Raw genomic sequence first — 25,782 nt, forward strand, 5'->3', positions numbered from 1 at the left:
GGCCAGTCGCAACCCCAGCCCTCCCACGTCACCCACCCAGGCGAGCAGACCACCGGCGGTTAACCCACCTGCCACTGAGGCGTCATCGTTCTGACCTGCTGTCATTCGCCAACCCGGCTTCACCCTGGTCCCCATGACGCAGCCGGAACTGCTTGTCAGCACCCCTGTCCGACAGGACAAGGACGCCCCCCGCTACTCCCTCCTCGTCGCCCGTGACAGCGAAGAAGTCGTCGCCGCGCAGAGACTGCGCTACGAGGTGTTCGCCGGTGAGATGGGGGCGACGCTGCACACCAGCGTGCCCGGCCACGACGTCGACGAGTTCGACCGGCACTGCGACCACCTCGTGGTCCGCGACGACCGCACCGGCCAGATCGTCGGCGGCTACCGCATGTTGCCGCCGGAGCGTGCGAAGGAAGCCGGAAGGCTTTACAGCGACGGCGAGTTCGACCTGAGCAACCTCGCGGACATCAGGCACACCACGGTCGAGACGGGGCGTTCGTGCGTGCACCCCGACCACCGCAACGGTGCCGTCGTCAGCCTCGTGTGGGCCGGCATCGCGCGGTACATGTTGTTGAGTGGCCACAAGTGGCTCGTCGGGTGCGCCTCGATTCCGTTGCAGGATGGCGGAAGCTTCGCGGCGGGTGTGTGGGACACGGTGCACGCCAAGCACTTCGCGCCCGAGCAGTACCGCGTGACGCCGCACAACCCGTGGGACGTCGACAGTGTCGCGCGGCCGGACAAAACCGTGCTGCCGCCGCTGCTGAAGGGGTACCTGCGGCTCGGCGCCATGATCTGCGGGCGGCCCGCGCTCGACGCGGACTTCGGCGTCGCCGACCTCTTCATCCTGCTCGGCATGGACCACGTGGACCAGCGCTATCTCAAGTTCTTCCTGGGGGAGACGTCATGAGTCACGCCTGGATGCCCAGTTCGCCGTGCGGCGACGGGTGTGTCGGCAGCGCGCCGGGTGAGGTCGGCCGGTTCCGGCAGACGTGGCGCGCGGTCACGGCGGTCACCGCGATCCTGTGCGGCGCGATGATCGCGTTGGCGCTGCTCCTGCCCGGCAAGCAACGTGAGAGCGCTGTCCGGCTGTGGTTCCACGCCGTGCTCCGGGCGTTCGGCGTGCGGCTGGAAGTCCACGGCGCCAGGAGGTTCCAGGAGATTCCGAAGCGCGGCGTGCTCGTCGCGAGCAACCACGTGTCGTGGCTCGACGAGCTCGCGATCGACTCGGTGCAGCCGATCAAGCTCGTCGCCAAGAAGGACATCAAGAGCTGGCCGGTGCTCGGCCCGATCATCACCGCGGCGGGCACGGTCTACCTCGACCGCGAGAAGCTCCGCGAGCTGCCGCGGACCGTCGACGAGCTCGCCGCCAGGCTGCGGGGAGGCAGCGCGGTCGGCATCCACGCCGAGGGGACGACGTGGTGCGGGCTCGCGTCCGGGCACTACAAGCCCGCGCTCTTCCAGGCCGCGCTCGACGCCGGTGTGCCCGTGCGGCCGATCGTGCTGCGGTACCGGATCGGCGACCACCTGACGACGCAGCCCGCGTTCGTCGGCAGCGACACGCTCATCGACTCGATCCGGCGCGTGCTCAAGGTGAAAGGCCTGGTCGTCGAGGTGCACGTGCTCGACGAGATCGCTCCCGGCCGGGCGGAGACGCGCCGGGAGCTCGCGAAACTTGCCGAAGAGCAATCAAACCGCTTGACCTCGACCGAACTGGAGATAGCACCATCAACGCGTGACTCTCACCGCGCCCGCCCCATCACGCCTCTGGTCGCCTGACCGCCGCTGGCCCACGACGGGCATCCTCCTGCTGGTCACCCTGCTCGCCTTCGAGGCGATGGGGGTCGGCACGGCGATGCCCACCATGGTCCGCGAGCTCGAGGGCGAGGCGCTCTACGCGTGGCCGTTCCTCGCGAACCTCGCGGCGAGCGTCATCGCGACGGTCTTCTCCGGACGGCTGTCCGACCGGCGGGGCCCGAGGCCGTCGGTGCTGATCGGCGTGGTGCTGTTCCTCGTGGGACTCGTCGTCGCGGGCGTCGCCGAGACCATGACCGTGCTGCTCGCCGGCCGGGTCCTGCAGGGGTTCGGCGCGGGGTTCCTGATCGTCGCGATCTACGTGCTGATCGCGCTCGCGTACCCCGAGGACGACCGGCCCGCGGTCTTCGGGGCGCTGTCCGCGGCGTGGGTCGTGCCGTCACTGGTGGGTCCGGCGGTCGCGGGCTGGGCGACCGAGCACCTCACCTGGCGGCTGGTGTTCCTCGCGATCGTGCCGCTGGTGCTGGTCGGCAGCGTGCTGCTCGTCCCGGTGCTCAGGAAGCTGCCTCCGCACGACGCGACGCCACCGCAGCGCAAGCACCTGCCCCTCGCCGCGGTGGCCGTCGGTGCCGGTGTGGCCGGCCTGAGCTGGGCGTTGCAGCACCGCACGTGGTGGCTGCTCGCGGTGGCGTTGCTGCTGCTGGCTCCCGCGCTGCGGATCCTGCTGCCGAAGGGCACGCTGCTCGCCCGCCGCGGCCTGCCGGTCACGATCCTCGCGCGTGGCCTGCTGGCCGGCACGTTCTTCGCCGTCGAGGGCTTCATCCCATTGACACTGACCGTCGTGCATGGCTACTCGCCCCTGGAGGCGGGGATTCCGCTGACGCTGAGTGCGCTCGGCTGGGCGGGCGCGTCCATGTGGGCGTCGCGGCACCCCGAGATCGAGCGCCACACCCTCGTGCGCACCGGCTTCCTGTTCACCGCGACCGGCATCGCCGCCGTGACGCTCATCGCACCCTCGTGGGGTCCTGCCTGGCTGACGATGGTCCTGTGGGGCGTGGCGGGCGCGGGCATGGGCATGGCGACGTCCAGCGTCGGCGTGCTGATGATGGCCGCGTCGCCCGAGGCCGACCGCGGTTTCAACTCGGCCGCGCTGCAGATCAGCGACATGCTGTTCTCGGCGACCATGATCGGCATCGGCGGCGTGCTGGTCGTGGCGACGGCGCCGACCGCGGGCGTGGTGGTGCTGAACCTGTCGATGGCGGCGTTGGCCGTGGTGGGAGCGATTCTGACCGGGCCGCGCATGCGGGCTACCCTTGAGTCCTGATGGCTTATCTCGACCACGCGGCCACGACCCCCATGCACCCCGAGGCGGTCGCGGCCATGACCGAGGCGTTGTCCACCACGGGCAACGCCTCGTCGCTGCACACCTCCGGCAGGCGGGCGCGGCGGGCGGTCGAGGAGGCGCGCGAGAACATCGCCGACGCCCTGGGCGCCCGGCCGTCCGAGGTGCTGTTCACCGGCGGCGGCACGGAGAGCGACAACCTCGCGGTCAAGGGCATCTACTGGGCGAGCGGCCGCCGTCGGGTCGTGGCCTCCGCGGTGGAGCACCACGCCGTGCTGGACGCCGTCGAGTGGCTGGAGCAGCGGGGCGCCGAGGTCACCTGGCTGCCGACCGACGGCTTCGGGCGCGTGTCCGCCGAGTCCGTTTCCGAGGCTCTCGACGCTTCCGACGACGTTGCGCTCGTCACGGCCATGTGGGCGAACAACGAGGTCGGCACCATCAACCCGGCGCACGACATCGCCCGCGTGTGCGCTGAGCGCGGTGTGCCGTTCCACACGGACGCGGTGCAGGCCGTAGGTGCGATCCCGGTCGACTTCGCCGCCTCCGGAGCCTCCGCGCTGACCATGACCGGCCACAAGGTCGGCGGGCCCTACGGCGTCGGCGTGCTGCTGCTGGCGCGCGACGTGAAATGCGCGCCGTTGCTGCACGGCGGCGGCCAGGAGCGGGACGTGCGGTCCGGCACGCTGGACGTGCCGTCGATCGTCGGCCTGGCGCGCGCGGTGCGGATCGCGGTGGAGGAGCAGGAACAGCGCGCCGCGGAGCTCGTCGCGTTGCGCGAGGAGCTGATCGCGTCGGTGCGCGCGGTGGTCCCGGACGTAATTGTGAACGGCGACCCGGTCGACCGGCTGCCCGGCAACGCGCACCTGACGTTCCCCGGCTGCGAGGGCGACAGCCTGCTGATGCTGCTGGACGCGCGCGGCGTCGAGTGCTCGACCGGCTCCGCGTGCACGGCGGGCGTCGCGCAGCCGAGCCACGTGCTGCTGGCGATGGGCGTCGAACCCGCGCTGGCGCGTGGCTCGCTGAGGTTCTCGCTCGGGCATACGTCGACGCGCGCGGACGTTGAACAACTCGCGTCGGTCATCGGCCCGGTGGTCGAGCGCGCGCGTACGGCGGGTCTGGCAGGCATGAGGCGTTCCCGGAAGGTGGTCAAGCAGTGAAGGTCCTCGCGGCGATGAGCGGTGGTGTCGATTCCGCGGTGGCGGCGGCACGCGCCGTCGAAGCGGGGCACGACGTGACGGGCGTGCACCTGGCGTTGTCGGCGAAGCCCGGCACCTTGCGCACCGGCGCACGCGGCTGCTGCACGATCGAGGACGCCCACGACGCCCGCCGCGCGGCGGACCTGATGGGCATCCCGTTCTACGTCTGGGACTTCGCCGAGCGCTTCACCGAGGAGGTCGTGGAGGACTTCGTCGCGGAGTACGCGGCGGGCCGCACGCCGAACCCGTGCCTGCGCTGCAACGAGCGGATCAAGTTCGAGGCGTTGCTGGACAAGGCGATCGCGCTCGGCTTCGACGCCGTCTGCACCGGCCACTACGCGCGGCTGGAGATGGTGGACGGGCGTCCCGAGCTGCGCCGGTCGGCCGACCTGGGCAAGGACCAGTCGTACGTGCTGGCGTCGCTGACGGCGGACCAGCTCGCGCACGCGATGTTCCCGTTGGGGGACACGACGAAGGACGACGTGCGGGCCGAGGCGGCGGCGCGCGGGCTGTCGGTGGCCAAGAAGCCGGACAGCCACGACATCTGCTTCATCCCGGACGGCGACACGCAGAAGTTCCTGGCCGGCCGCATGGAGACCAAGCCGGGCCTGCTGATCGACGACGCGACCGGCGCGGTGCTCGGCCGGCACGCGGGCGTGCACGAGTTCACCGTGGGGCAGCGCAAGGGCCTCGGCCTCGACGGCCCCGCTCCGGACGGACGGCCGCGGTACGTGCTGGCGCTGGAGCCGGTGTCCGGCAACGTGCGCGTCGGCGCGGCCGAAAAGCTCGCGGTGACCGGGATCTCGGCGTCGTCTCCCGTCGCGCATGTGGACCTCGACGGGCCCGTCGAGTGCGTTGCCCAGGTGCGCGCGCACGGAGGCACGGCTCCGGCGGTCGCCGAGCTGGTCGACGGGGTGCTGGAAGTGCGGTTGCGGGAGCCGTTGAAGGGCGTGGCCCCCGGTCAGGCCGTGGCGATCTACCGCGAGGACGCGGCGGGCGACATCGTGCTGGCCAGCGCGACGATCGACGCGACCAGCTAACCTCACGCAGTCAACTTCAAGATCGCGAGTTGTCCACAGGCCGACGGCTCGCTGAACTGCGGTTTCGCAAAGTCGCGTAGCTTGTGGACAGTGCGGGAACCGAAATCACGATCTGTTCGTTCCGCAAGGCAAGGAAGCGCGGGGGCCGGACCGGAAGGCTCGGCACTCGCGATGATCTGCCAGTGTAGTGTCGCGGTTGAGGACCTGACCGTGTGGCGTCGCTGTTGAGTCGGTTGGCACGGCCTTGCGCCGCCGGTCTAGCTGGGACGCCACTCCGAGTTCGCCCCGCACAGGAGCACGCAGGGCAGCTCACTCGACACGTCGCCCCTGAGGAACGCCGCGAACGCCGCCGCGCCCGCCGGCTCGACCGCGAGCCGGAACTCCTCCCACAGGCGGTCGCGCGCCGCGAGGATCTCCTCGTCGGACACCAGCAGCGACGAAACGTTGTTGCGCTGCAGGATGTCCAGCGACAGCTCACCGGCGCGCGTGGCACCGAGGGCGTCCGCCGCCACGGAGCTCACCACGGAGTCGACGGGTTCGCCGGCGGCCAGCGCGTTGTGCATGGCGCAGCAGTTCTCGGGTTCCACGGCGATGATGTGCCGTCCGCCGGAAGCCAGTGCCGCGCCCGCGACGAGTCCGCCGCCGCCGACCGCGACGAAGATCGCATCCACGTCCGGGGCGTCCTCGACGATCTCCTGGGTGACCGTGGACTGGCCCTCGATGACCGTGAGGTCGTTGTACGCCTCGATGTAGGGCAGGCCGAGGTCGCGGGCGGCCGTGGCGGCCTCGGCGTAGGTGGCGCCGTGGCGGATCAGCTTGGCGCCCAGCGCTTCGATGCGCCTGGTCTTGGTCTCGGGGGCGGTCACCGGGACGAAGACGGTGGCGTGCGCGCCGAGCAACTGGGCGGCCTGGGCCACGGCGATGCCGTGGTTGCCCCCGGACGCGGTGACGACCTCGGAGACGTCGAGGGACAGCAGGGTGTTGACGGCGCCGCGGATCTTGAAGGAGCCGGTGAGCTGGAGGTGCTCCAGTTTGAACACGAGCGGTCGCCCGTCGACTGACACGCGCATGATCGGGGTACGGCGGACGTACTGCGACAGCGTTCTCATGTGACCAGCTTCCACAAGAACTGGGCGAGAGTCACGATTCCCAGCAGGAAACACGCCAGGACGAAGCCGCCGCCGACCATGACGATCAGGCAGGCGCTCCAGGAGGTCTCCTCGTCCGGGGTGGCGTCGAGCTCGTGTTGCAGTTCGGCGCGCGCGTCGAAGTGGAGGGACTCCAGGCGGCTCCTGGCGGTGTCGGTGGGGGCCTCGTCCACCCGGCCCTGCCAGGAGAGCGCTACCAGGCGGGCTTCGGCCCTGCGGTAGGCGCGTTCGAAGGCGAGGGTCTCGTCCGGGTCGCGATCTTCGGAGAGGTACGTCCAGCGGCCTGCCTGGGCCGGCTGGCCGAGTACTCGGTAGACCTCGGCGAGGCGTTCGCGGAGATCGAGCCGGTGCGGAAAGGTGCCGACGAGCCCGGCGACGCGCTGACGTGCGCGAAGCACGCTCGCGAGGTCGCCTCGTCGCAACTCCTCGGCCGCTTTGTGGAGCGTCAGCTCTACCGGCATGAACACAAGTTTTGCAGGTAGGGCTAGCTTTGACCCGTGTTTGGCCTATCGCTGCTGGTCTCCGGTCTCGCCTGGTGGCTGGGGCTTTACCTGCTCGCCCGCGATCCGCGCAAACCCCTGTTGTGGTGGGCGGGCGCGGGGATGATCGGTTATTCGGCGGCGGTCGTCGTGCCGCATCCCGTGCTGGTCGCGGTACCCGCGCTGGCCTGGACAGGTGCGATCCTGCTGCTCGCGCGACCCGAGTTGATCAGGTGGTGGGCCGGCGGGGTGGTGGTCTTCTTCGTCGCGTCGTTCTGGTTGCCGTGGCTCGTGCTGCTCCCATTGGCCGTGTCGACGGTCCTAGCCATAAGGAAACGTGCATATTTTTCACTCGTTGGAGTGATGTTCGGGCTGTCGGCCGCCGCCTTCCTGCTGCGGCTCCTGCCGGACGCGCTGACGTTGCCGTCGATCGGGTTCGACCTGGTGGTGTTCGGGGTGTTGGTCGCCGTCACCGACGCGGTCGAGGAGGGGGAGGCGATCCGCGCGGACATGCTGCGGTCGCTGGTGATCTCGGGGTTCACGGCCGTGCTGTTCGGGTCGCAGGTGGTCTTCTTCGGCGGTCCGGAACTACTCGCCTACACGACCGTCGGGGCGGCCATCGCGGTGCAGGTGCTCGCGAACCCGCTCGCGTCCGCGGTCGACCGTCTCGCCGTGCCCGCCGTCGCGGCCGAACGCGCCGAGCTCCGCGAGGCGGCCGAGTCGCTGCCCAAGCGCCGGCCGCTGGTCACCGAGGACGAGGCGGAGTTCGCCCGGCTCACGCGGAAGGCGTTGAGTCATTACGGCGATCTCGGAAAGCTCGTCGCCAGCCCGTTGATCGCTCTGACCGACGACGGGCCGCCACTCGACCGGGCGGCACAGTTGAAAAGCATGTTGCTGGCGAGTATTCAACGGCTCAAGCCCGCCGGCGGCGAATTCGGCACGAGCGACGAATGGCGTTACTACAACGCCGTGTACTTCTACTACGTCAAGGGAATCAGGCCGTATTCGGTGCGGACCAAACGCGAGGACCTCGACGCCGAGGATCGCCGCGCGCTGCAGTGGTTCGTGTCACAGGTGCCGGAGCGGACGCTGCACAACTGGCAGAACGCGGCCGCGCGCCTGGTCGCGGCGGACCTGATGGCAGGAGTTGGCAGCGCTTGACGTGGTGTTGGCAGCGTTGGGCGGGCGATCGTCATGCCATGTTGAAATTCGCCTTGAAACTCGACGGTGTCGCTTCGTTCGCTCTCGGTCTGCTGACTCTGCTGGTTCGCCCGGAAGTGGGAATGCCCATGGGCTGGCAGATCGGGCTCGGCTCTTTCTGCGTCGTTTACGGCATGGGTGTCTTCTTCCTGGGCACCCGAGCCACTCCGGATCGCCGGATCGTGCTCCTGGTCATCATCGGCAATACCGTCTGGGCACTCGACAGCATTCTCACGGCGGAACTGAAGTGGTTCCCGCTGACCGGCATGGGCGTCGCGCTGGTGCTGGCCCAGGGGCTCGCGGTGCTCGGGTTCGCCGTGCTGCAGTTCATCGGCCTCAGGCGCGAGGCGTCTTCAGGGTCCGTGAGCGGCCACGGAACTCAGCCACGATCTCAGTCCCTCGCCTGACCGTGATGTCGTAGATCCCGCTGCGGCCGAACCGGGTCCGTTCCACCGCCTCCGCCACCAGCTCGTCGCCCTCGTGCACGGGCTTGATGAAGTCGATCTCGGCCGTGGCGGCGACGGTGACGGACCCGGTCCTGTTGCAGGCGCAGGCGAACGCGCTGTCGGCCAGGAGGAAGACGTAACCGCCGTGCGCGATGCCGTGACCGTTGATCATGTTCTCGGCAACGGTCATCCGCAGCACCGCGTAACCGTCGCGCAGCTCGACGGGCTCGATGCCCAGCGCGGTGGACGCCTTGTCGGCGGCGAGCATCTCGGCAGGACCGGCAGGACCATTCATTCGTGGCAGCGTAATCACCCTGGCGGTGGTGTCACGGTGCGTTGGAGCCGCCTTACTGTCCGACATGCTTGATCGCTCAACATCGGAGGTGGTCATCATGGCTGGATGCTCTTGCTGCGGCTCGTGCACGGGTCCGGGCTGCGGGTGCTGCAGCGGCTGTTAGAAGCCTCGGACGGATGACGAAGGCCGGCGTGGGGACGGAAGATCCCTCGCCGGCCTTCGCTCCGCAGAGGTGATTCAGCCCGTGTAGGTCTTGAACATGTTCGTGAACTCCCAGTTGGTCTGCGAGATTCCGCTGCACGTGGGCGAAACTCCGCCGCCGGCGCACGAACCGTTGTCACGGCCCGCCGACCAGAACGCGATCCGCCCGACGCGGTTGGCCTTCGCGTAGTCGACGACCTTGCGGGCGTCGGCCTGGGTCGTCGTCATACCGGTGTCGTTGCGTCCGATCATCGGCGTGAGGCCCAGCAGTGCCTTCAACTGCGCGTCGGACTTCGACGGCCAGATAGTGCGCATCTGCCCGAGGGTGGCGTTGGAGGCGGCGACCATCGCGTCGCCCCAGTTGCCCGTGTAGCCGAAGTTCATCAGCATCGGGTTCACCAGGACGGTGACGCCCTTGGCGGCGGCGTCCTTCAGCACGTCCACCGAGTACGGGTCCATGCCGTAGTCCTGGCCCTGGATGCGCATCGTGTAGCTGACGGTGGTGCCGCGGGTGTCCTGCAGCCGCTTCAGGGCCGTGTTCACGATCGCCTGCGGGATGGTGGCTTCCACGTCCACGTCGATGCTGTTCGACCCCACGGCGTCCAGCACGGCCACGTAGGCGTTGTACAGCGAGTCGGCGGTCGAGCAGACGTGCTCCAGGTACGGGCCCATGGCGCCGCCGGTCGCGACGATGACGCTGCCGCCTTGTGCCTTCAACGCCTTGACGTCGTTCACGATGCGGCTGTCGTTCAACGGGACCGTGCCGCCCCACGCGGGTGCGCAACCACTTGACGAGCCGAGGGCGAACGCGAGCGTGAAGTGCTTCTGGCCGGTCGCGTTGGCCACGTCGACCAGTGACGGCGTCGGCATCGTGATGTCGATGTACGGCGCGACGCGCGCGCTACCGGGCGTCGGCGGTACGTCGGAAGTCGTCGTGGTGGTTGTGGTCGACGTTGGGGTCGAGCCGCCGCACGGAACGCCGTTGAGCTTGCAGTTCGTCGGCACCGCCGAGCCGTTCACCAGGAAACCGAAGCTGGTCGACGCACCCGCGGCGACGTTGCCGTTGTATTCGCGGTTGGTGAACGTGTGGTGGTTGCCGCTGCTCGTGAGTGTGGCGTCCCAGTAGGAGCCGACGGTCGCGCCGGCCAGGTCGAACTCGAGCTTCCAGCCGGACAGTGCGGTGGAACCCGCGCTGACCGTGTACTTGCCCTGGTAGCCGGAGCCCCAGACGGAGTCCTGGCTGAACGCCGCGGACTCGCCGGCGGCGGAGGCGGTGGGAGCGATGGCGACGAGTCCGGCCACCAGTGCGGTGGCGGCCCCGGCGGCGAAAAGAGCGAAGCGGGCCATCGGGTGGTCCTTCCGGCAGGGGAGGAAGGGAGTGGTGCAGGACCGCGGGGCGCGTCGCGGTCCTGCACCACGTACAGGGAGGTGCTCGTACCCTCAGCACCTGCTCAATCACGGTAAGTGGCCTAGACCATAGCGTCAATGGGTCTAGACCTCTTCTGTCTGACGGACAGTGGAACAATTCGGCGGGTGCGTGGAGCCACTGGAATCGGATCGCTGCCCGGAACCGACATCGACGAGGCGGCGAGGGTCGTCGTCGGCGAGCTGCCGGAACTGCCGCACGTGCCGGAGCTGCCTGGCCGGGGCGTCGGCGCGGACATGGTCGGCCGCACCGCCGGCCTGCTCGTCGACCTCGCGATCGAGGTGATCACGTCCGGCTACCGCGTGACCCCGCGCCCCGGCCGTGACCACCGTCGTGCCGTCGACCTGCTGCGCGGCGACCTGGACGCGTTCGACGAGGCGCTGGAACGGGCGGGTGCGCAGCCGTCCGTGGTCAAGGTGCAGGCCGCCGGGCCGTGGACGCTGATGTCGAACATCGAGCTGATGCGCGGTCATCGGGTGCTGACGGACCCCGGCGCCGTGAAGGAGTTCTCCGAGTCGCTGGCCGAGGGGCTGCGGCAGCACGCCGCCGAGGTCGCCAGGCGCACCAGGGCGAAGGTGGTCGTGCAGATCGACGAACCGGGCCTGCCCGCCGTGCTGCAGGGCCTGCTGCCGACGCCGTCGAAGCTCGGCACCGTGCCCGCCGTGCCGGTGCCGGACGCCCGCTCGGTGCTGGCCACCGTGATCGAGGCCCTGAAAGACCACGAGGTCATCGTGCACTGCTGCGCGCCGCACCCGCCGTTGACGCTGCTGCGGGAAGCGGGCGCGACGGCGATCGCGTTCGACGCGACGCTGGTCAAGGGGGCGGAGGCGCTCGACGAGATCGGCGAGACCTGGGAGGCGGGCACGACGCTGGCGCTGGGCCTGGTGCCGAGCACCGATCCCGGTGTGCCGGTGACGTTGAAGGACGTCGGGCAGCGGGCGTTCACCCTGGTCGACCGGCTGGGCTTCTCGCGGTCGATCCTCGCTGAGCAGGCACTGCCCACTCCGACGTGCGGTCTGGCCGGTGCGACGTCCGGCTGGGTCAAACGCGCACTGTCGCTGACCCGTGACCTCTCCGCGTCGTTTTTGGAGCCACCTGAGGGCTGGTGATGTCCGGTAGGTGGAGCTAGTCTGCTGCGAACTATTAGGAAACTTTCTTAACCGAAGGCCGATCGCCGAGGCCTGGACCGGGAGTTCCTCTCATGCGCATCAGACGTGCGGCCCTCGTCGCCGCAGTGCTCACAGGTGTGGTCGTGGCGCCTGCCCAGGCCGCCCCCGCCGGGCAGATCAGGCTGGACCAGGTCGGGTTCGGGACCTCCGAGCAGAAGCACGCGTACGTGCTCGGAGGCGCCGCGAACGCCAGGTTCTCCGTTGTGGACAGTCGCGGGCGGACCGTGCTGACCGGCAGGACCGGCGCCTCGACGGGCTCGTGGAGCGAGAAGTTCCCCGCGGTGCACCCGATCGACTTCTCCTCCTTGAAGAGGTCGGGGACCTACCGGATCAAGGTCGGTTCCACGACCTCCCCGGCGTTCAAGGTCGACTCGCTGAAGAAGCTGTTCTCGCCGGTCGCGCACAACACCGTCGAGTTCTTCCAGGCGCAACGCGACGGCGCCGACGTCATCCCGGGGCGCCTCGACCGCAAGCCCGCGCACCTCACCGACCGCGAGGCCCTGGTCTACGAGACGCCGGTGTTCGCGGGCGAGGGCGGCGACCAGATCGCGGCGCCGCTGAAGCCCACGGGTGCGAAGGTCGACCTCGAAGGCGGCTGGTTCGACGCCGGTGACTTCGTGAAGTTCACGCACGCCTCGTCGTACTCGACCGCGTCGATGCTGCTGGCGTTGCGCAACAAGCACAACGACGCGCTGTACGAAGAGGCCAAGTTCGGCCTCAAGTGGCTCGACAAGGCCTGGGACGAGAAGACCGGCACGCTCTACGCCCAGGTCGGCATCGGCACCGGCTCCGAGGAGTTCGGCTTCGTCGGCGACCACGACGTGTGGCGCCTGCCCGAGGCCGACGACAAGCTCGACGTGAAACCGGGCGACAGCGAGTACTTCATCAAGCACCGCCCGGTGTTCCGCGCGAACGTCGCCGGCGAGAAGATCAGCCCGAACCTGGTCGGCCGCGTGGCCGGGTCGTTCGCGCTGGCCGCGCAGATCGAGGCGCGCAAGAACCCGCGTCTCGCGTGTGCCTACCTCGACAAGGCCGCCCAGCTCTTCGCGCTGGCCAAGACCGAGAACGTCGGCGAGCTCGTGACGGCGTTCCCGCACGCGTACTACCCCGAAGAGTCGTGGACCGACGACATGGAGTTCGGCGCCACCCAGCTCGCACTGGCCGCGAAGGCGTTGAACGACAGGCGTTACGGGCAGTTCGCGCGCGCCGCGACGCACTGGGCCAAGGAGTTCCTGGCGACCCAGGACCCCGACACGCTCAACGTCTACAACATCTCCGCGCTCGGCCACGCCGACCTCGCCGGGTTGCTGCGCAAGGGCGTTCCCGGCGCCGAGGTGACCGAGCAGCAGGTCGTCGGCGACATCCGGCGCCAGCTGAAGAAGGGCGCCGACGCCGCGCAGGCCTCGCCGTTCCGCACCGCCGCCAACGTCGAGACCTGGGACGTCGGCTCGCGCACGTTCGGCTACATCACCACGGCCGCGCTGTACCGGAAGCTGACCGGCGACAGGTCCTACGAGACCTTCGGCACCCAGCAGCGCGGGTTCGCCCTCGGCACCAACGCCTGGGGCACCTCACTGATCGTCGGCGTCGGCACGAAGTTCCCCGAGTGCCCGCACCACCAGGCCGCGAACCTCTCCGGCTCGCCGAACGGTGGTTCGAAGGTGCTGGTCGGCGCCGTGATCAACGGCCCGAACGACGCCTCCCTGTTCGGTGACCTGGGCGAGATGCCGCCGGGTTCGGTCGACTGCACCAAGCCGTACACGCTCGAGTTCAACTCCGCGAAGTCCGTGTTCGCCGACGACCTGCGCTCGTGGCCGAGCTCGGAGCCCGCCATCGACTTCACGGCGACGGGCGTGCTCGGCTTCTCGCTGATCGCCAACTCCTGAGTGGCGCCGGCGCGGGCCTGGGTGTCCAATTCGGACTGTGCTCAGGCTCGTGCTGGTTTTCACGCTGCTCATGAGCGGTACGGCGCATGCCCTGCCGTCGGCGGAGCGGTGCCGAGTCCCCGGCGTGCACGACCCGGACGTGATCCGTGTCGTGCACGCCGTTGGTGTCTCTCTGGACGTCAGCGACAAGGTGATGCTCGCCGGGTTCGAGGCCGGGTGGGTCGAGTCGCACATGAACAACCTCACGTGCGGCGATCGCGACTCCCTGGGCGTCTTCCAGCAGCGGCCGTCGATGGGATGGGGCACGCCCGAACAGATCATGGACGTGTCCTACGCCGCGCGCCGCTTCTTCGAGTACGCGGTGCGCGTCGACCGGCCGGAGCTCTCCGCGGGGCTGCTGGCGGACGCCGTGCAGCGGTCCTGCTGCCCGGAGCGCTACGACCAGGCCGAGGCACGTGCGTGGTCGATGCTGCGGCAGGCCCGGCAGGCCGAGGTGCTCACAGCCGGTTGAACGGCTCCGCGTACCGGAACGCGCCGGCCGGAACGTCACCGAACAACCGCGCCTGGAAATACGGCGCCCAGTCGGGAACCGGCGGCGTGATCCCGAACTCCGCGGCGAGCCGGAAGCCGAACCTCGAGTAGTAGTCCGGTGAACCCAGCAGGATCACCGCGCACTCGCCGCGTGCCTCCGCCGCCCCGAGAACGGCGTGCATCAACGCGGAACCGATACCGGCCCGCTGGTGCGAAGGTTGCACGCTGATCGGCCCCAGTCCCAGAGCCGGGACGTCGCCGACATACCCGCGCGTGCACACGACGTGCCCCAGCACCCCGTCCGCGACGAGCGACAACTCCGGGATCCAGCCGGGGTCCTCCCGCAACCAGTCGATCAGCTGGGCCTCGGGCCCGTCCTTGAACGCGAGGTTCGTGACGGTCCGGATGGCGTCGATGTCTGCGGGTGTCTCCCGCCGGATCAGCATGAGGCGCACTGTGGCCAAACCCGTCGCCGCGCGCCACTCAGTTTTCGCCGCCATAATCCGCAACGTGGTCGTGAGACAGACCGTGATGGTGTGCGTACTTGCCGTGGTGGCGTATCTCGCCGTGTGGTGGGCGTTCAGCGATACAGAACCAACGCCCGCGGCACCGGCATCGATGTTCCTCACCGACTACTCCAAGGCCGGCGAAGGCAGTTGCGTGAAGTTCGACGGCCCCGGCGAGAACGATCTCGGCCTCACCGTCGTCGACTGCAACGGCGACCGGGCCGCGTTGAAAGTCGGGACCGTGCTGAGCAACACCAACGGCGAATGCCCGCGCGGTGAGTACAAGGTGTTGCGCGACACCAGGCACAACGCGGCGCTGTGCCTGCTGCCCAACGCCGAGCGGGGCGACTGCTTCGAGCTGGACACCGACGACCTGCAACGCTCCGTCGTGTCCAAGTTCGACTGCGCGTCGCCGCGGGTGAACGTGCAGGTCGTCGACGTAGTGGAAGGAAGTTGCCCCGAAGAGGCCGAACTCGGTGTTCCCTATGAGGAGACGACGCTGTGCCTGAGGAGGGTGCGTTGATCATCTTCGAGGATCCCGCTCAGTTCGACGCCTGGCTGCACGACAACGGCGACAAGGAGACCGAGCTCTGGATCAAGTACGCCAGGAAGGGCTCGGGGATCAGGACGATCACCTACGCCGAGGCGTTGGACATCGCCTTGTGCCACGGGTGGATCGACGGGCTCGTGCGGTCCGTGGACGAGACCTACTACTCGCAGCGGTGGACGCCACGAACGCCGCGCAGCAAGTGGTCCAAGCGCAACTGCGCCAAGGTCGAGGAACTGATCGCGGCGGGCAAGATGCTGCCGGCGGGCCTCAAGGAGATCGAGAAGGCCAAGGCGGACGGGCGCTGGGACGCGGCGTACGCGGGTCCGGCCACGATCGAGGTGCCGGCCGACCTCGTCGAAGCGCTCGACGCCAACCCCAGGGCCGCCGAGTTCTTCAAGACGTTGAACAGCCAGAACCGGTACGCCGTGCTGCTGCGCATTCACGACGCGAAGAGGCCGGAGACACGGCGGAAGCGCATCGCCCAGTTCGTTGAAATGCTGGCGGAGGGCCGCAAGCTCTACTCTTGAGCATCATGAAGTGGTTCCGCCGCCGCAAAGCCGAAGACGTCGCCCCCGCCCACCTGCCGAACGCCGACGAGGCGGCGCAACGGTTCTGGGAGCGGTGGTTCGAGCTCGTGCCGGTGGTCAGCGCGGCGCTCGGCGACGGCGAGCCGCACCGGATCGAGGACGAGCTGCGGGACCTCGTCGACGCGTTGCACCCCGACCTGATGTTCTCGCTCGAACAGGGTCACATGGCGATGTACGCGCTGGTCGTCACCGGCCAGGAGGACCCGCGGCTGCGCCCGTACACCGACGCGTGGATCAAGGCCGCGCCGCCGTCGGACATGGTGTGGGAGTTCCACGACTCGGTGCCACCGGTGCCCGACCCGACCGAGGTAATCGTCAACCTCGGACAGGTGAAGATGCGGCTGGGCGACTACCGCGTGGTGGCCCAGGTGGACGGTGACGTCGTGGACGTCGCGGTCTACCACCCGGCGCTGGCCGAGCTGAGCGAGCAGCAGCGGCAGACGATGACGTTCCTGCCGCTGGACGTCACTCTCGGCGAGCGGCTGGCGGGGGAGCGGCTGCGGCGAGTGGAGACCGCGGAACTGGAGCCGCAGGGCACGATCAGCCTGCTGGAGCTGCGTTCGCTCGTTCGCGGACTCGCCGCGGATTCGGACGGCTGAAAACTGTCAGACCTGGTCACTAAGCTGTTCATCGTGACCAGCGAGAGCCTTGAAGACGTCCCCGCAGAGGTGCGCGAGCGGCATGCCGTGCTCGCGGAAGAGGTGCGCTCGCACCAGTTCCGCTACTACGTGCTGGACGACCCGATCGTCACCGATGGTGAGTTCGACGCGCTGCTGAAGTCGCTGGAGGCCCTCGAAGCGGAGCACCCCGGCCTCGCCACGCCGGAGTCGCCGACGCAGCTCGTCGGCGGCACGTTCTCGACCGAGTTCAAGGCCGTCGACCACCTGGAACGCATGCTCAGCCTCGACAACGTCTTCACGCAGGACGAACTGTCCGGCTGGTTCGAGCGCGTGCGGAAGGAGATCGGCTCCGGCACGCATTTCCTGTGCGAGCTGAAGATCGACGGTCTCGCGATCAACCTGCTGTACGAGAAGGGCAGGCTGACGCGCGCGCTGACCCGCGGCGACGGCCGCACCGGCGAGGACGTGACGCTGAACGTCCGCACGATCGCGGACGTCCCGGTGGTGCTGAAGGGGTCTGCCGACTACCCGGTGCCGGACCTCGTCGAGGTGCGCGGTGAGGTGTTCTTCGCGGTCGAGGACTTCCTGGCGCTGAACGCCTCGCTGGTCGAGCAGGGCAAGCCGCCGTTCGCGAACCCGCGCAACACCGCGGCGGGGTCGTTGCGGCAGAAGGATCCGAAGGTCACCGCGTCGCGCAGGCTGCGGATGATCTGCCACGGCATCGGCAGGACCGAGGGTTTCTCGGTCGCCCGCCAGTCGCTGGCCTACGAGGCGCTGAGGTCGTGGGGCCTGCCGGTGTCCTCGCACACCGAGGTGCTCACGGACCCGGCGGACGTCCGCAAGAAGGTCGAGTACTGGGGCGAGCACCGGCACGACGCGGTCCACGAGATCGACGGGCTGGTCGTGAAGGTCGACGAGGTGGCGCTGCAACGGCGCCTGGGCACGACGTCGCGTGCCCCGAGATGGGCGATCGCGTACAAGTACCCGCCGGAGGAGGCCACCACGACGTTGCTGGACATCCAGGTCCAGGTGGGGCGCACGGGCCGGGTCACGCCGTTCGCGCTGATGGAGCCGGTGAAGGTGGCCGGCTCGACGGTCGCGCGGGCCACGTTGCACAACGGGTCCGAGGTCAAGCGCAAGGGCGTGCTGATCGGCGACCGCATCGTCATCCGCAAGGCGGGCGACGTGATCCCCGAGGTGCTCGGCCCGGTGCTGGCCGCGCGCCCGGCCGACGCGCGTGAGTTCGTGATGCCGGTCCGCTGCCCCGAGTGCAACGCCGAGCTGCGCCCGATGAAGGAGGGCGACGTCGACATCCGTTGCCCGAACGCCCAGACGTGCCCTGGTCAGCTGCGGGAACGCCTGGCGTACCTGGCTTCCCGCTCCGCGCTCGACATCGAGGTGCTCGGCTACGAGGCGGCCGCCGCGATCACCGAGTCCACGGTGTACACGAACGAGGCCGACCTGTTCGACCTCGACGCCGAGGCCCTGCGGCAGGTCGAGCGCTTCACGACCAAGAACGGCGAGCTGTCCGCGAACGCGGTGAAGCTGCTGGACAACCTGGAGGCCGCCAAGTCGCGTCCTCTGTGGAGGGTGCTGGTCGCGTTGTCGATCCGCCATGTCGGCCCGACCGCCGCCCGTGCGCTGGCCCAGCAGTTCGGCTCGATGGACGCGATCGTCGAGGCCGAGGAGGAGGCGCTCGCCGGTGCGGAGGGCGTGGGCCAGACCATCGCGACGGCCGTCGTCGAGTGGCGGGAGACCGAGTGGCGCCAGGAGGTCGTGCGGCGCTGGCGGGCCGCGGGCGTGCGGATGGAGGACGAGCGCGACGCCTCGATCGTCCGCAACCTCGAAGGTCTGTCCATCGTGGTCACCGGCTCCCTGACGGAGTTCTCGCGCGATTCTGCCAAGGAGTCGATCCTCGCCCGCGGCGGCAAGGCGGCCGGCTCGGTCTCCAAGAAGACCGCGTTCGTGGTCGTCGGCGACTCACCGGGATCGAAGTACGACAAGGCCATCTCGCTGAGGGTCCCGGTCCTCGACGAGGCGGGCTTCCGAGTCCTGCTGGAGCAGGGCCCGGACGCGGCGCGGGAGGTCGCTCTCCCCGGTGAGGAGGGCACGGATGGCTGACCTGGTCATCCGCCCGGCGACGGAGGCCGACCTGTCCGTCGTCGGTGCGATCACGGTGGAGGCGTACCGCGCCGACGGCTTCGTGGACGCGCACGACGACTACGCGAGCACCCTGGCCGACGCGGCGTCCCGCTACCGCGACGCCGAACTTCTCGTGGCCGTCGACAGCGTCTCCGCCGTGGTTCTCGGCTCGGTCACCGTCGTGCGTCCCGGCACGCCCTACGCGGAGGTCTCGCGGCCGGGCGAGCTGGAGTTCCGGATGCTCTCGGTCGCGTCGGCGGCCCGCGGCCGGGGTGTGGGCGAAGCCCTGGTGCGGGCGGTGATCGCCAGGGCCAGGGCCGCCGGTGCCGGCTCGGTCGTGCTGTCGTCGTCGGAGAGGATGCTGGCGGCGCACCGGCTGTACGAGCGGCTGGGGTTCACGCGCCTGCCGGAGCGCGACTGGTCGCCGTTGCCCGGCTTGAACCTCAGGGCCTACGCCTACGGAATGCCGCTGTGACGCGCAACCAGCACCCCCGCCGGACCGTCCACCGGGTGGTTGCCGACGAATGGGGGTTCGCGCGTGAGAACGACCGCTGTCCTGCTCGTGTCCGCGTCGCTGATGAGCGCCTCGGCCACCCCGGCCGCACTGGCTGAGGCGGACCAGGACCAGATCGCCGGACTCGCCCAGCAGTACCTGGAGAACCGGGCGCGGAAGGTGACGACGGGTCCGCAGACTCAGGGTTTCGGGGTGCCGGTCACGCCGGCGCTGGCCGCGAAGCTCGACGTCCACGAGTCGGAACTGGAAGCCGCGAGGGCGTCGGCCCGCACGCTCTACCGGTCCGCGCGGGTCAGGACGTGGGTGGACCGGCTCGACGTCGACCCGAACGGCAAGGCCGTCGTCGCGCACGTCCGCGAACACGCCGAGCTGCACTTCGAAAGCGCCAGCGCGGTTCCGTTCACCGGGTACGGCCTGTCACACCTGCTGACGTTCATTCGCGCGGACGGCGGCTGGGCGCTCGCCGACGTCGCGCTGGGGCACTACAAGCACTGCGCGCTGCTGCCGGAAACCCAGCAGCCGTCAGAGTGCTGAGATGATCCGGGCCCGCAGCTTGAGGTCACCCGCCGCCTGCTCGTACAGCAGGTCGCGCAGCACCTCCGCGGGCAGGGCTCTCAGCACGTCCTTCAGCTCCACGTCCTCGGCGTCCGGCGGCGGCACCGTCTCGCCCCGGTCCAGCAACACCAGCCCGACCGCCACGCAGTGCTTGCAGAAGAACCCCTCCGACCCGTGCGGGCAGGTGCACGCCCCCACCAGATGCGTCCCCGACCAGGACAGTTCCACCACGTAGGCCACCTCGTCGCTGCCGCGCACCCGCGCCGCCACGTGCCTGCTGTGCACCCGCAGGGACAGCACGGCCTCGCGGTAGGTCAGGCCGCGCCAGTACGACTTGGTGCCCGCGCGGTGCAGCAGCAGCTCGGTGGTGAGGGTCGTCGACACGGGGTCATCCAACCGGGTGACCGCAGAAAGGATCAACATGATCGCGATCGGTCCCCTCGAACCCGCGGACCGCTCCAGGTGGCAGGAGCTCTTCGAGGGCTACAACACGTTCTACGAACGCACGCTGCCGCCGGAGACCTACGACGAGAAGTGGCGAGCGTTCCAAGAGGACAAAAGCATCCACGCCCTCTGCGCACGCGCCGGCGGTGACGTCGTCGGCATCACGCACTTCTTCAAGCACCCCAGCACGTCCGGCCCGGACGTCTGCTACCTGCAGGACCTCTTCACGGCCCCCGAGGCACGCGGCCGGGGTGCCGGTGGCGCGCTCATCGAGGCGGTGGTGGAGTGGGCGAGGCAGCAGGGCTGCTGTCGCGTCTACTGGCACACCAGCGAGTGGAACGAGACCGCCCGGCGGCTCTACGACCAGGTCGCGGAGAAGACGCCCTTCGTCCACTACCGAATCATGCTGTAGCAGGGCGCTAGCGCTTGCGCTTGAGCGCCACCACGATCACGCCCGCCACCGCCAGCAACCCGACCAGGCCCAGCGCCAGGTCACCCATCGCCGGGGCGTTGCCTTGGGCCAGCACCAGAGCCAGTCGCATGCCCTCAAGGTAGCCCTTGGAGCAACGCCGCGGCGAGGATTGTGTGGGACCGTATGAGGTGTGCTGCAAGCCTGTCTGAACGGCTCCCGCACCGCCGAGGAGCACCCGGCCCTGCCGTTGTCGCCCAAGCGGCTCGCGGAGGACGCCGCCGACGTCGCCGCGTTCGGGGTCACGTCGGTGCACCTGCACCCGCGTGACGTCATCGGCGGGCTCACGCTCGTCGGGCCCGAGGTGGCCACGACGATCGCCACCGTCAGGGCCGCCGTGCCGGGCATCGAGATCAGCGTCTCGACGGACGTTCCCGGCAACCGAGCCACGCTGATCGGCAGTTGGGTGGCGCTGGCGGCGGGCAAGCCCGACATCGCCCGCGTCCACGTCGCGGATCCTGGCTGGCGTGAGCTGGCCAGGGCCCTGCACCAGGTCAACGTCGGCATCGAGCTCGTGGTCGAGACTCCGGCGGAGCTCGGTGAGCTGCCGGCGGGCACCAGCAGGATCGCCGTCGCCGCGACGCGGGAGACCGCGGAAAGCGTGCTGCGGACCGTGGAACCGCTCGGCCTGCCGATCCTGCTGCACGGCAGGGACGCCGACGCCTGGCCCGTCCTCACCTACGCCGCGCGGCTCGAACACCACGTGCGCATGGGCCTGGAGGACACGCTGCTGATGCCGGACGGCCGCACGGCCAGGAACAACGCCGAGCTGGTCGCGATGGCCAGGAGGAACCAGAGGTCCAAGGCTCCCAGCTAGGCCCTAGTCGGGCAGCACGACCGCGACGATCCCGGCCAGGTGCGCCAGGCGGGCCACCTCGGCCGCGCGGAACATCGGGCCCCCAGGACGTCCGACGACCAGCACCCGGTCCGGCTTGCCCAGGGGAGTGGCCGCGAGCTCGGTGCCCAGCTCACGCCAGGTCTCCGGCACCCACTCCTCCTCGCCGTCGAGCACGGTCGCGCGCTCCAGCGGGAACCACGGCACGTTCGCCATGCGCGTCTCCGGGGCGGCCGACGACGCGGTCAGCCGGTTGATGCCGGTGCCCTCCGGCCCGACCACGACGGCCCAGCCGGCCCGGATGATCTTCGGGACGCCCTCGGTGAAGACCTCGAGGCCCTTGTGCGGCGCGTCGGCGATCTCCTCCACCAGTTCGAGCTCGCGGTGGGTGTCGAGGATGCCCGCGTACGGGCGCACCGCGTCGACCTCCACACCCTCGACGGACTCGGCCGCGGTGATCAACGTGTCCGGCAGGCGGCCGGACGGGAGCTCCACCACGAGGTCGTCGATGGCGAGGCCGGAGCCGCGTTCCACCACGTCGACGCTGAGTATGTCCGCCCCGATCTCGCCCAATGCCGTTGCGACCGCGCCGAGGGTGCCGGGACGGTCCGGGAGCTGGACCCGGATCAGGAACGACAAGGTGAACGCCTCCATAGCTCGTGCGAGAGACCCCGCGCCTCGCGCCGTTGCCGGTCGGTGATTCTCGCAGACGCATCGTCGACGCATGACCTGCTGTCCGCGTTGCGGAACGGTTAAGTTGACGTGCCGGTCAGCCCCGGAGGCGGTAACCCGTTCGAAGGCGCGCCTGACCAGCCCATAGACTCACGGGGTTCCCGATTCGAATCCCGACCCTACGGGGGTTGACAGGAGTGCCCAGCATCTCCCGCGACGAGGTCGCGCACCTGGCGAAGCTCGCCAGGCTGGCTGTTACCGAGGACGAGCTCGACTTGTTCGCCGGCCAGCTCGACGTGATCCTCCAGTCGGTGGCTTCCGTTGGCGACATCGCCACGGCCGACATCCCGCCGACGTCGCACGCCGTTCCGCTGACCAACGTCTTCCGCGAGGACGTGGTCCGTCCGAGCCTCGGTCAGCAGCAGGCGCTCTCCGGCGCTCCTGAGGCCGAGGACGGCCGGTTCCGCGTGCCCCGCATCCTGGGTGAGGAAGCATGACCAACGACCTGATCCACGCCACCGCGGCCGAGCTCGCCGCGAAGATCCACAGCGGCGAGATCTCCAGTGTCGAGGTCACGCAGGCCCACCTGGACCGCATCGCCGAGACCGACGGGAAGGTCCACGCCTTCCTGCACGTCGACACCGAGGGCGCGCTCGCGCAGGCCCGCAGGGTCGACGAGGCCGTCAGGGCGGGCGAGCAGGTCTCGCCGCTCGCCGGTGTGCCGTTGGCGCTCAAGGATGTCATGACCACCGAGGGCGTGCCGACCACGGTCGGTTCCAAGATCCTCGAAGGCTGGCTGCCGCCCTACGACGCGACGGTGACGCGCAAGCTCAAGGAAGCCGGCGTCGTCATCCTCGGCAAGACGAACATGGACGAGTTCGCCATGGGTTCGTCGACCGAGAACTCGGCGTACGGCCCCACGCACAACCCGTGGGACCTCGACCGCATCCCCGGCGGCTCCGGCGGTGGCTCGTCCGCCGCGCTGGCGGCCCTGCAGGCGCCGCTCGCGATCGGCACCGACACCGGTGGCTCGATCCGCCAGCCCGGCGCTGTCACCGGCACCGTGGGCGTGAAGCCCACCTACGGCGGTGTGTCGCGCTACGGCCTCGTGGCGTTCTCGTCCAGCCTCGACCAGGCCGGTCCGTGTGCGCGCACGGTGCTCGACGCCGCGCTGCTGCACGAGGTCATCGCGGGCTACGACGAGATGGACTCCACCTCGATCAACGAGCCGGTTCCCGCGGTCGTCGCGGCCGCCCGTGAGGGCCTGAACGGCGACCTGACCGGTGTGCGCGTCGGTGTCGTCACGCAGTTCAGCGGCGAGGGCTACCAGCCCGGCGTGCTGCGCAGCTTCCAGGCCGCCGTGTCGCAGCTCAAGGAGCTCGGCGCGGAGATCGCGGACGTGTCGTGCCCCAGCTTCGACTACGCGCTGCCCGCCTACTACCTCATCGCGCCGAGCGAGTGCTCGTCGAACCTCGCCCGGTTCGACGCGATGCGCTACGGCCTGCGCGTCGGCGACGACGGCACGCGCAGCACCGAGGAGGTCATGTCGCTGACCCGCGAGGCCGGCTTCGGCCCGGAGGTCAAGCGCCGCATCATGATCGGCACGTACGCGCTGTCGTCCGGCTACTACGACGCGTACTACGGCTCGGCGCAGAAGGTGCGCACGCTGATCACGCAGGACTTCCAGAAGGCGTTCGCGACGTTCGACGTGCTCATCTCGCCGACCACGCCGACCACGGCGTTCAAGATCGGTGAGCGCGCGAACGACCCGATGGCCATGTACAAGGCCGACCTCTGCACCATCCCCGCGAACCTCGCGGGCACCCCGGCCATGAGCGTGCCGAGCGGTCTGTCCGATGAGGACGGTCTGCCGGTCGGCCTGCAGATCATGGCGCCGGCGCTGCAGGACCACCGCATGTACCGCGTGGCCGCCGCCTACGAAGCCGCGCGCGGCGCGTTCGGAGGTCCGTCGCTGTGAACATCAAGAAGGCAAGGGGCCTGCTCGGCCTCGCCGGCGCCGTCGCGGGAGCCGTGGGAGCGTTCTCCGGCTTCAAGGCCGCCCGTGCGAAGAACGACAAGCTGGCCCTGGCGAACGCGATCGCGAGCATCGCCGTGGCGATCACCGGTGCGGCCCTGGCCGTCCGTGCTCTGCGGAAGGACGAGTTGGCATGACCTCTCTGGTTGAGCTGATGGACTACGACGAGGTCGTCGAGAAGTACGACCCCGTCCTGGGCCTCGAGGTGCACGTCGAGCTGCACACCAACACGAAGATGTTCTGCGGCTGCGCCAACGCCTTCGGCGGTGAGCCGAACACGAACACCTGCCCGACGTGCCTGGGCCTCCCGGGCTCGCTGCCGGTGGTGAACGGCAAGGCCGTCGAGTCCGCGATCCGCATCGGCCTCGCGCTGAACTGCGAGATCGCCGAGTGGTGCCGGTTCGCGCGGAAGAACTACTTCTACCCGGACATGCCGAAGAACTTCCAGACGTCGCAGTACGACGAGCCGATCGCCTTCAACGGCTGGCTCGACGTGACGCTGGACGACGGCGAGGTCATCCGCGTCGAGATCGAGCGCGCGCACATGGAGGAGGACACGGGCAAGTCGCTGCACGTCGGCGGCGCCACCGGTCGCATCCACGGCGCCGAGCACTCGCTGCTCGACTACAACCGCGCCGGCGTGCCGCTGATCGAGATCGTCACGAAGATGATCCCGGGCACCCGCGAGCGCGCCCCCGAGGTCGCCCGCGCGTACGTCACGGCCCTGCGCGACCTGCTCAAGGCGCTCGACGTGTCCGACGTCCGCATGGACCAGGGCTCGCTGCGCTGCGACGCGAACGTCTCGCTGTCGCCAAAGACCACCGGCGCGCTGGGCACCCGCACCGAGACCAAGAACGTCAACTCGCTGCGCAGCGTCGAACGCGCCGTCCGCTTCGAGATGACGCGCCAGGCCGCCGTGCTGGAGTCCGGCGGTTCCGTGACCCAGGAGACCCGCCACTTCGACGAGTCGTCCGGCAGCACGTCGCCGGGCCGCAAGAAGGAGACGGCGGAGGACTACCGCTACTTCCCGGAGCCCGACCTGGTCCCGATCGCGCCGTCACGCGAGTGGGTCGACGAGCTGCGCGGCACCCTGCCCGAGCTCCCCTGGGAGCGCCGCGCGCGCATCCAGAAGGAGTGGAACCTCACCGACGAGGTCCTCCGCGACCTGGTCAACGCGAACGCGCTGGACCTCATCATCGCCACCGTCGAGGCGGGCGCGAAGGCGGACGAGGCCCGCTCCTGGTGGGTGTCGTACCTCGCCCAGCAGGCGAACACCCGCGGCGTCGACCTGCCCGACCTGCCCATCACCCCGGCCCAGGTGGCACGGGTGATCGAGCTGGTGAACGCGGGCGCGCTGACCAACAAGCTCGCCCGCGAGGCCGTCAACGGCGTGCTGGCGGGCGAAGGCTCCCCGGACGACGTCGTGGAGAAGCGCGGCCTCAAGGTCGTCTCCGACGACTCGGCCCTGGAGAAGGCCGTCGACGAGGCCCTCGCGGCCCAGCCGGACGTCGCCCAGAAGATCCGCGACGGCAAGGTCCAGGCCGCCGGCGCCATCGTCGGCGCGGTCATGAAGGCCACGAAGGGTCAGGCCGACGCGGCCCGCGTTCGCGAGATCGTGCTCGCACGCTGCTCGTAGATACACATTCGCCAGAAAAATCACAAAGGGTCACCTGTTTGTGCAGGTGACCCTTTGTGATCTTAGGCCGTCCGAGTGGCTGTTAGCTAATTGAGACGCATGGTTG

General features: G+C 69.5%; 30 protein-coding genes. 22 read left to right on the top strand and 8 right to left on the bottom strand.

The window, feature by feature from the left end:
• The first annotated feature begins 133 nt into the window (after positions 1-133).
• From ACRSBM_RS03760 to mnmA, 5 genes are read left to right on the top strand one after another with little or no spacing between them, the layout of a single operon-like run.
• Positions 134-907, top strand: coding sequence for a GNAT family N-acetyltransferase (locus ACRSBM_RS03760; protein WP_434439778.1), 774 nt, complete (start codon positions 134-136; stop codon positions 905-907).
• On the top strand, positions 904-1,776 hold the full coding sequence (locus ACRSBM_RS03765; protein WP_434439780.1) for a lysophospholipid acyltransferase family protein: 873 nt from the start codon (positions 904-906) through the stop codon (positions 1,774-1,776). The genes ACRSBM_RS03760 and ACRSBM_RS03765 overlap by 4 nt, the downstream gene beginning before the upstream one ends.
• Positions 1,733-3,076, top strand: coding sequence for an MFS transporter (locus ACRSBM_RS03770; RefSeq protein WP_434439782.1), 1,344 nt, complete (start codon positions 1,733-1,735; stop codon positions 3,074-3,076). Before ACRSBM_RS03765 ends, ACRSBM_RS03770 begins: the two co-directional genes overlap by 44 nt.
• Positions 3,076-4,251 carry a cysteine desulfurase family protein gene (locus ACRSBM_RS03775; protein WP_434439784.1) on the top strand — a complete coding sequence of 392 codons (1,176 nt, stop codon included), beginning with the start codon at positions 3,076-3,078 and terminating at the stop codon, positions 4,249-4,251. Before ACRSBM_RS03770 ends, ACRSBM_RS03775 begins: the two co-directional genes overlap by 1 nt.
• A complete protein-coding gene (mnmA, locus tag ACRSBM_RS03780) occupies positions 4,248-5,330 on the top strand; it encodes a tRNA 2-thiouridine(34) synthase MnmA (protein ID WP_434439786.1) in 1,083 nt (360 codons plus the stop codon). The genes ACRSBM_RS03775 and mnmA overlap by 4 nt, the downstream gene beginning before the upstream one ends.
• Before the next feature lie 257 nt (positions 5,331-5,587).
• Here the strand turns inward: mnmA and ACRSBM_RS03785 are convergent, their stop codons facing one another.
• The gene (locus ACRSBM_RS03785; protein ID WP_434439788.1) at positions 5,588-6,439 is read right to left on the bottom strand and encodes a serine/threonine dehydratase; all 852 of its coding nucleotides are present in this window, start codon (positions 6,437-6,439) and stop codon (positions 5,588-5,590) included.
• The gene (locus tag ACRSBM_RS03790) at positions 6,436-6,939 is read right to left on the bottom strand and encodes a DUF6584 family protein (RefSeq protein WP_434439790.1); all 504 of its coding nucleotides are present in this window, start codon (positions 6,937-6,939) and stop codon (positions 6,436-6,438) included. Before ACRSBM_RS03790 ends, ACRSBM_RS03785 begins: the two co-directional genes overlap by 4 nt.
• Positions 6,940-6,975: 36 nt before the next feature.
• Between ACRSBM_RS03790 and ACRSBM_RS03795 the strand changes: the two genes are divergently transcribed.
• Together ACRSBM_RS03795 and ACRSBM_RS03800 are read left to right on the top strand one after the other, a co-directional pair.
• The gene (locus tag ACRSBM_RS03795) at positions 6,976-8,118 is read left to right on the top strand and encodes a hypothetical protein (RefSeq protein ID WP_434439792.1); all 1,143 of its coding nucleotides are present in this window, start codon (positions 6,976-6,978) and stop codon (positions 8,116-8,118) included.
• Positions 8,115-8,564: a hypothetical protein gene (locus tag ACRSBM_RS03800; RefSeq protein WP_434439794.1), complete on the top strand. Its 450-nt coding sequence runs from the start codon at positions 8,115-8,117 to the stop codon at positions 8,562-8,564. Before ACRSBM_RS03795 ends, ACRSBM_RS03800 begins: the two co-directional genes overlap by 4 nt.
• Here the strand turns inward: ACRSBM_RS03800 and paaI are convergent.
• Together paaI and ACRSBM_RS03810 are read right to left on the bottom strand one after the other, a co-directional pair.
• Positions 8,494-8,871 carry a hydroxyphenylacetyl-CoA thioesterase PaaI gene (gene paaI, locus ACRSBM_RS03805; protein ID WP_434452949.1) on the bottom strand — a complete coding sequence of 126 codons (378 nt, stop codon included), beginning with the start codon at positions 8,869-8,871 and terminating at the stop codon, positions 8,494-8,496. The genes ACRSBM_RS03800 and paaI overlap by 71 nt on opposite strands.
• A 264-nt stretch (positions 8,872-9,135) precedes the next feature.
• Positions 9,136-10,446, bottom strand: a complete 1,311-nt coding sequence (locus ACRSBM_RS03810; protein WP_434439796.1) for a glycoside hydrolase family 18 protein — start codon at positions 10,444-10,446, stop codon at positions 9,136-9,138.
• A gap of 138 nt (positions 10,447-10,584) precedes the next feature.
• Between ACRSBM_RS03810 and ACRSBM_RS03815 the strand changes: the two genes are divergently transcribed.
• From ACRSBM_RS03815 to ACRSBM_RS03825, 3 genes are all read left to right on the top strand, one after another.
• Positions 10,585-11,634 carry a methionine synthase gene (locus ACRSBM_RS03815; protein ID WP_434439797.1) on the top strand — a complete coding sequence of 350 codons (1,050 nt, stop codon included), beginning with the start codon at positions 10,585-10,587 and terminating at the stop codon, positions 11,632-11,634.
• 92 nt (positions 11,635-11,726) lie between these two features.
• Entirely contained in the window at positions 11,727-13,580 is a 1,854-nt protein-coding gene (locus tag ACRSBM_RS03820) for a glycoside hydrolase family 9 protein (protein WP_434439799.1), read from the top strand.
• Positions 13,581-13,617: 37 nt separating this feature from the next.
• Positions 13,618-14,091 (top strand): hypothetical protein, encoded by a 474-nt coding sequence (locus ACRSBM_RS03825; protein ID WP_434439801.1) that lies wholly within the window; start codon positions 13,618-13,620, stop codon positions 14,089-14,091.
• On the opposite strand, the gene ACRSBM_RS03830 is transcribed toward ACRSBM_RS03825, so the two are convergent.
• Positions 14,078-14,557: a GNAT family N-acetyltransferase gene (locus ACRSBM_RS03830; RefSeq protein WP_434439803.1), complete on the bottom strand. Its 480-nt coding sequence runs from the start codon at positions 14,555-14,557 to the stop codon at positions 14,078-14,080. The two genes, ACRSBM_RS03825 and ACRSBM_RS03830, sit on opposite strands and share 14 nt — an antisense overlap.
• Before the next feature lie 64 nt (positions 14,558-14,621).
• Between ACRSBM_RS03830 and ACRSBM_RS03835 the strand changes: the two genes are divergently transcribed.
• From ACRSBM_RS03835 to ACRSBM_RS03860, 6 genes are all read left to right on the top strand, one after another.
• The gene (locus tag ACRSBM_RS03835; RefSeq protein WP_434439805.1) at positions 14,622-15,140 is read left to right on the top strand and encodes an LppU/SCO3897 family protein; all 519 of its coding nucleotides are present in this window, start codon (positions 14,622-14,624) and stop codon (positions 15,138-15,140) included.
• Complete coding sequence (locus ACRSBM_RS03840) at positions 15,119-15,694, top strand: YdeI/OmpD-associated family protein (RefSeq protein ID WP_434439807.1); 576 nt, start codon at positions 15,119-15,121, stop codon at positions 15,692-15,694. The genes ACRSBM_RS03835 and ACRSBM_RS03840 overlap by 22 nt, the downstream gene beginning before the upstream one ends.
• 5 nt (positions 15,695-15,699) lie before the next feature.
• On the top strand, positions 15,700-16,353 hold the full coding sequence (locus ACRSBM_RS03845; RefSeq protein ID WP_434439809.1) for a hypothetical protein: 654 nt from the start codon (positions 15,700-15,702) through the stop codon (positions 16,351-16,353).
• A 33-nt stretch (positions 16,354-16,386) separates the two neighbouring features.
• Positions 16,387-18,495, top strand: a complete 2,109-nt coding sequence (gene ligA / locus ACRSBM_RS03850) for an NAD-dependent DNA ligase LigA (protein WP_434439811.1) — start codon at positions 16,387-16,389, stop codon at positions 18,493-18,495.
• Positions 18,488-18,991, top strand: a complete 504-nt coding sequence (locus tag ACRSBM_RS03855; RefSeq protein ID WP_434439813.1) for a GNAT family N-acetyltransferase — start codon at positions 18,488-18,490, stop codon at positions 18,989-18,991. The genes ligA and ACRSBM_RS03855 overlap by 8 nt, the downstream gene beginning before the upstream one ends.
• Before the next feature lie 63 nt (positions 18,992-19,054).
• A complete protein-coding gene (locus ACRSBM_RS03860; protein ID WP_434439815.1) occupies positions 19,055-19,564 on the top strand; it encodes a hypothetical protein in 510 nt (169 codons plus the stop codon).
• Here ACRSBM_RS03860 and ACRSBM_RS03865 read toward each other — a convergent pair.
• Complete coding sequence (locus ACRSBM_RS03865) at positions 19,553-19,969, bottom strand: SWIM zinc finger family protein (RefSeq protein ID WP_434439817.1); 417 nt, start codon at positions 19,967-19,969, stop codon at positions 19,553-19,555. The genes ACRSBM_RS03860 and ACRSBM_RS03865 overlap by 12 nt on opposite strands.
• 37 nt (positions 19,970-20,006) lie before the next feature.
• On the opposite strand from ACRSBM_RS03865, the gene ACRSBM_RS03870 reads away from it, so the two are divergent.
• On the top strand, positions 20,007-20,441 hold the full coding sequence (locus ACRSBM_RS03870) for a GNAT family N-acetyltransferase (protein WP_434452951.1): 435 nt from the start codon (positions 20,007-20,009) through the stop codon (positions 20,439-20,441).
• 7 nt (positions 20,442-20,448) lie between these two features.
• On the opposite strand, the gene ACRSBM_RS03875 is transcribed toward ACRSBM_RS03870, so the two are convergent.
• Positions 20,449-20,571, bottom strand: a complete 123-nt coding sequence (locus ACRSBM_RS03875) for a hypothetical protein (protein WP_434439819.1) — start codon at positions 20,569-20,571, stop codon at positions 20,449-20,451.
• 60 nt (positions 20,572-20,631) lie between these two features.
• Here ACRSBM_RS03875 and ACRSBM_RS03880 point away from each other — a divergent pair, with 60 nt between their 5' ends.
• On the top strand, positions 20,632-21,315 hold the full coding sequence (locus tag ACRSBM_RS03880; RefSeq protein WP_434439821.1) for a 3-keto-5-aminohexanoate cleavage protein: 684 nt from the start codon (positions 20,632-20,634) through the stop codon (positions 21,313-21,315).
• A 3-nt stretch (positions 21,316-21,318) separates the two neighbouring features.
• On the opposite strand, the gene ACRSBM_RS03885 is transcribed toward ACRSBM_RS03880, so the two are convergent.
• A complete protein-coding gene (locus tag ACRSBM_RS03885) occupies positions 21,319-21,972 on the bottom strand; it encodes an ACT domain-containing protein (RefSeq protein ID WP_434439823.1) in 654 nt (217 codons plus the stop codon).
• A gap of 230 nt (positions 21,973-22,202) precedes the next feature.
• On the opposite strand from ACRSBM_RS03885, the gene gatC reads away from it, so the two are divergent.
• From gatC to gatB, 4 genes are read left to right on the top strand one after another with little or no spacing between them, the layout of a single operon-like run.
• Positions 22,203-22,502, top strand: coding sequence for an Asp-tRNA(Asn)/Glu-tRNA(Gln) amidotransferase subunit GatC (gene gatC, locus ACRSBM_RS03890; RefSeq protein ID WP_030467875.1), 300 nt, complete (start codon positions 22,203-22,205; stop codon positions 22,500-22,502).
• Positions 22,499-23,983 (top strand): Asp-tRNA(Asn)/Glu-tRNA(Gln) amidotransferase subunit GatA, encoded by a 1,485-nt coding sequence (gene gatA, locus ACRSBM_RS03895; RefSeq protein ID WP_434439826.1) that lies wholly within the window; start codon positions 22,499-22,501, stop codon positions 23,981-23,983. Before gatC ends, gatA begins: the two co-directional genes overlap by 4 nt.
• Positions 23,980-24,177: a hypothetical protein gene (locus tag ACRSBM_RS03900; protein ID WP_434439828.1), complete on the top strand. Its 198-nt coding sequence runs from the start codon at positions 23,980-23,982 to the stop codon at positions 24,175-24,177. Before gatA ends, ACRSBM_RS03900 begins: the two co-directional genes overlap by 4 nt.
• Positions 24,174-25,676, top strand: coding sequence for an Asp-tRNA(Asn)/Glu-tRNA(Gln) amidotransferase subunit GatB (gatB, locus tag ACRSBM_RS03905; RefSeq protein WP_434439829.1), 1,503 nt, complete (start codon positions 24,174-24,176; stop codon positions 25,674-25,676). Before ACRSBM_RS03900 ends, gatB begins: the two co-directional genes overlap by 4 nt.
• Positions 25,677-25,782 lie beyond the last annotated feature (106 nt).

It is taken from the genome of Lentzea xerophila (assembly GCF_051094245.1).
Lineage (GTDB): Bacteria > Actinomycetota > Actinomycetes > Mycobacteriales > Pseudonocardiaceae > Lentzea > Lentzea xerophila.

Excerpts from the sequence above, each read along its gene's own strand:
- ACRSBM_RS03760 (WP_434439778.1), top strand. The coding sequence starts at position 134 with ATGACGCAGCCGGAACTGCTTGTCAGCACCCCTGTCCGACAGGACAAG.
- ACRSBM_RS03765 (WP_434439780.1), top strand. The coding sequence starts at position 904 with ATGAGTCACGCCTGGATGCCCAGTTCGCCGTGCGGCGACGGGTGTGTC.
- ACRSBM_RS03775 (WP_434439784.1), top strand. The coding sequence starts at position 3,076 with ATGGCTTATCTCGACCACGCGGCCACGACCCCCATGCACCCCGAGGCG.
- ACRSBM_RS03785 (WP_434439788.1), bottom strand. The coding sequence starts at position 6,439 with ATGAGAACGCTGTCGCAGTACGTCCGCCGTACCCCGATCATGCGCGTG.
- ACRSBM_RS03790 (WP_434439790.1), bottom strand. The coding sequence starts at position 6,939 with ATGCCGGTAGAGCTGACGCTCCACAAAGCGGCCGAGGAGTTGCGACGA.
- paaI (WP_434452949.1), bottom strand. The coding sequence starts at position 8,871 with ATGCTCGCCGCCGACAAGGCGTCCACCGCGCTGGGCATCGAGCCCGTC.
- ACRSBM_RS03810 (WP_434439796.1), bottom strand. The coding sequence starts at position 10,446 with ATGGCCCGCTTCGCTCTTTTCGCCGCCGGGGCCGCCACCGCACTGGTG.
- ACRSBM_RS03815 (WP_434439797.1), top strand. The coding sequence starts at position 10,585 with ATGGGTCTAGACCTCTTCTGTCTGACGGACAGTGGAACAATTCGGCGG.
- ACRSBM_RS03820 (WP_434439799.1), top strand. The coding sequence starts at position 11,727 with ATGCGCATCAGACGTGCGGCCCTCGTCGCCGCAGTGCTCACAGGTGTG.
- ACRSBM_RS03830 (WP_434439803.1), bottom strand. The coding sequence starts at position 14,557 with ATGCTGATCCGGCGGGAGACACCCGCAGACATCGACGCCATCCGGACC.
- ACRSBM_RS03845 (WP_434439809.1), top strand. The coding sequence starts at position 15,700 with ATGAAGTGGTTCCGCCGCCGCAAAGCCGAAGACGTCGCCCCCGCCCAC.
- ACRSBM_RS03855 (WP_434439813.1), top strand. The coding sequence starts at position 18,488 with ATGGCTGACCTGGTCATCCGCCCGGCGACGGAGGCCGACCTGTCCGTC.
- ACRSBM_RS03870 (WP_434452951.1), top strand. The coding sequence starts at position 20,007 with ATGATCGCGATCGGTCCCCTCGAACCCGCGGACCGCTCCAGGTGGCAG.
- ACRSBM_RS03875 (WP_434439819.1), bottom strand. The coding sequence starts at position 20,571 with ATGCGACTGGCTCTGGTGCTGGCCCAAGGCAACGCCCCGGCGATGGGT.
- gatA (WP_434439826.1), top strand. The coding sequence starts at position 22,499 with ATGACCAACGACCTGATCCACGCCACCGCGGCCGAGCTCGCCGCGAAG.
- gatB (WP_434439829.1), top strand. The coding sequence starts at position 24,174 with ATGACCTCTCTGGTTGAGCTGATGGACTACGACGAGGTCGTCGAGAAG.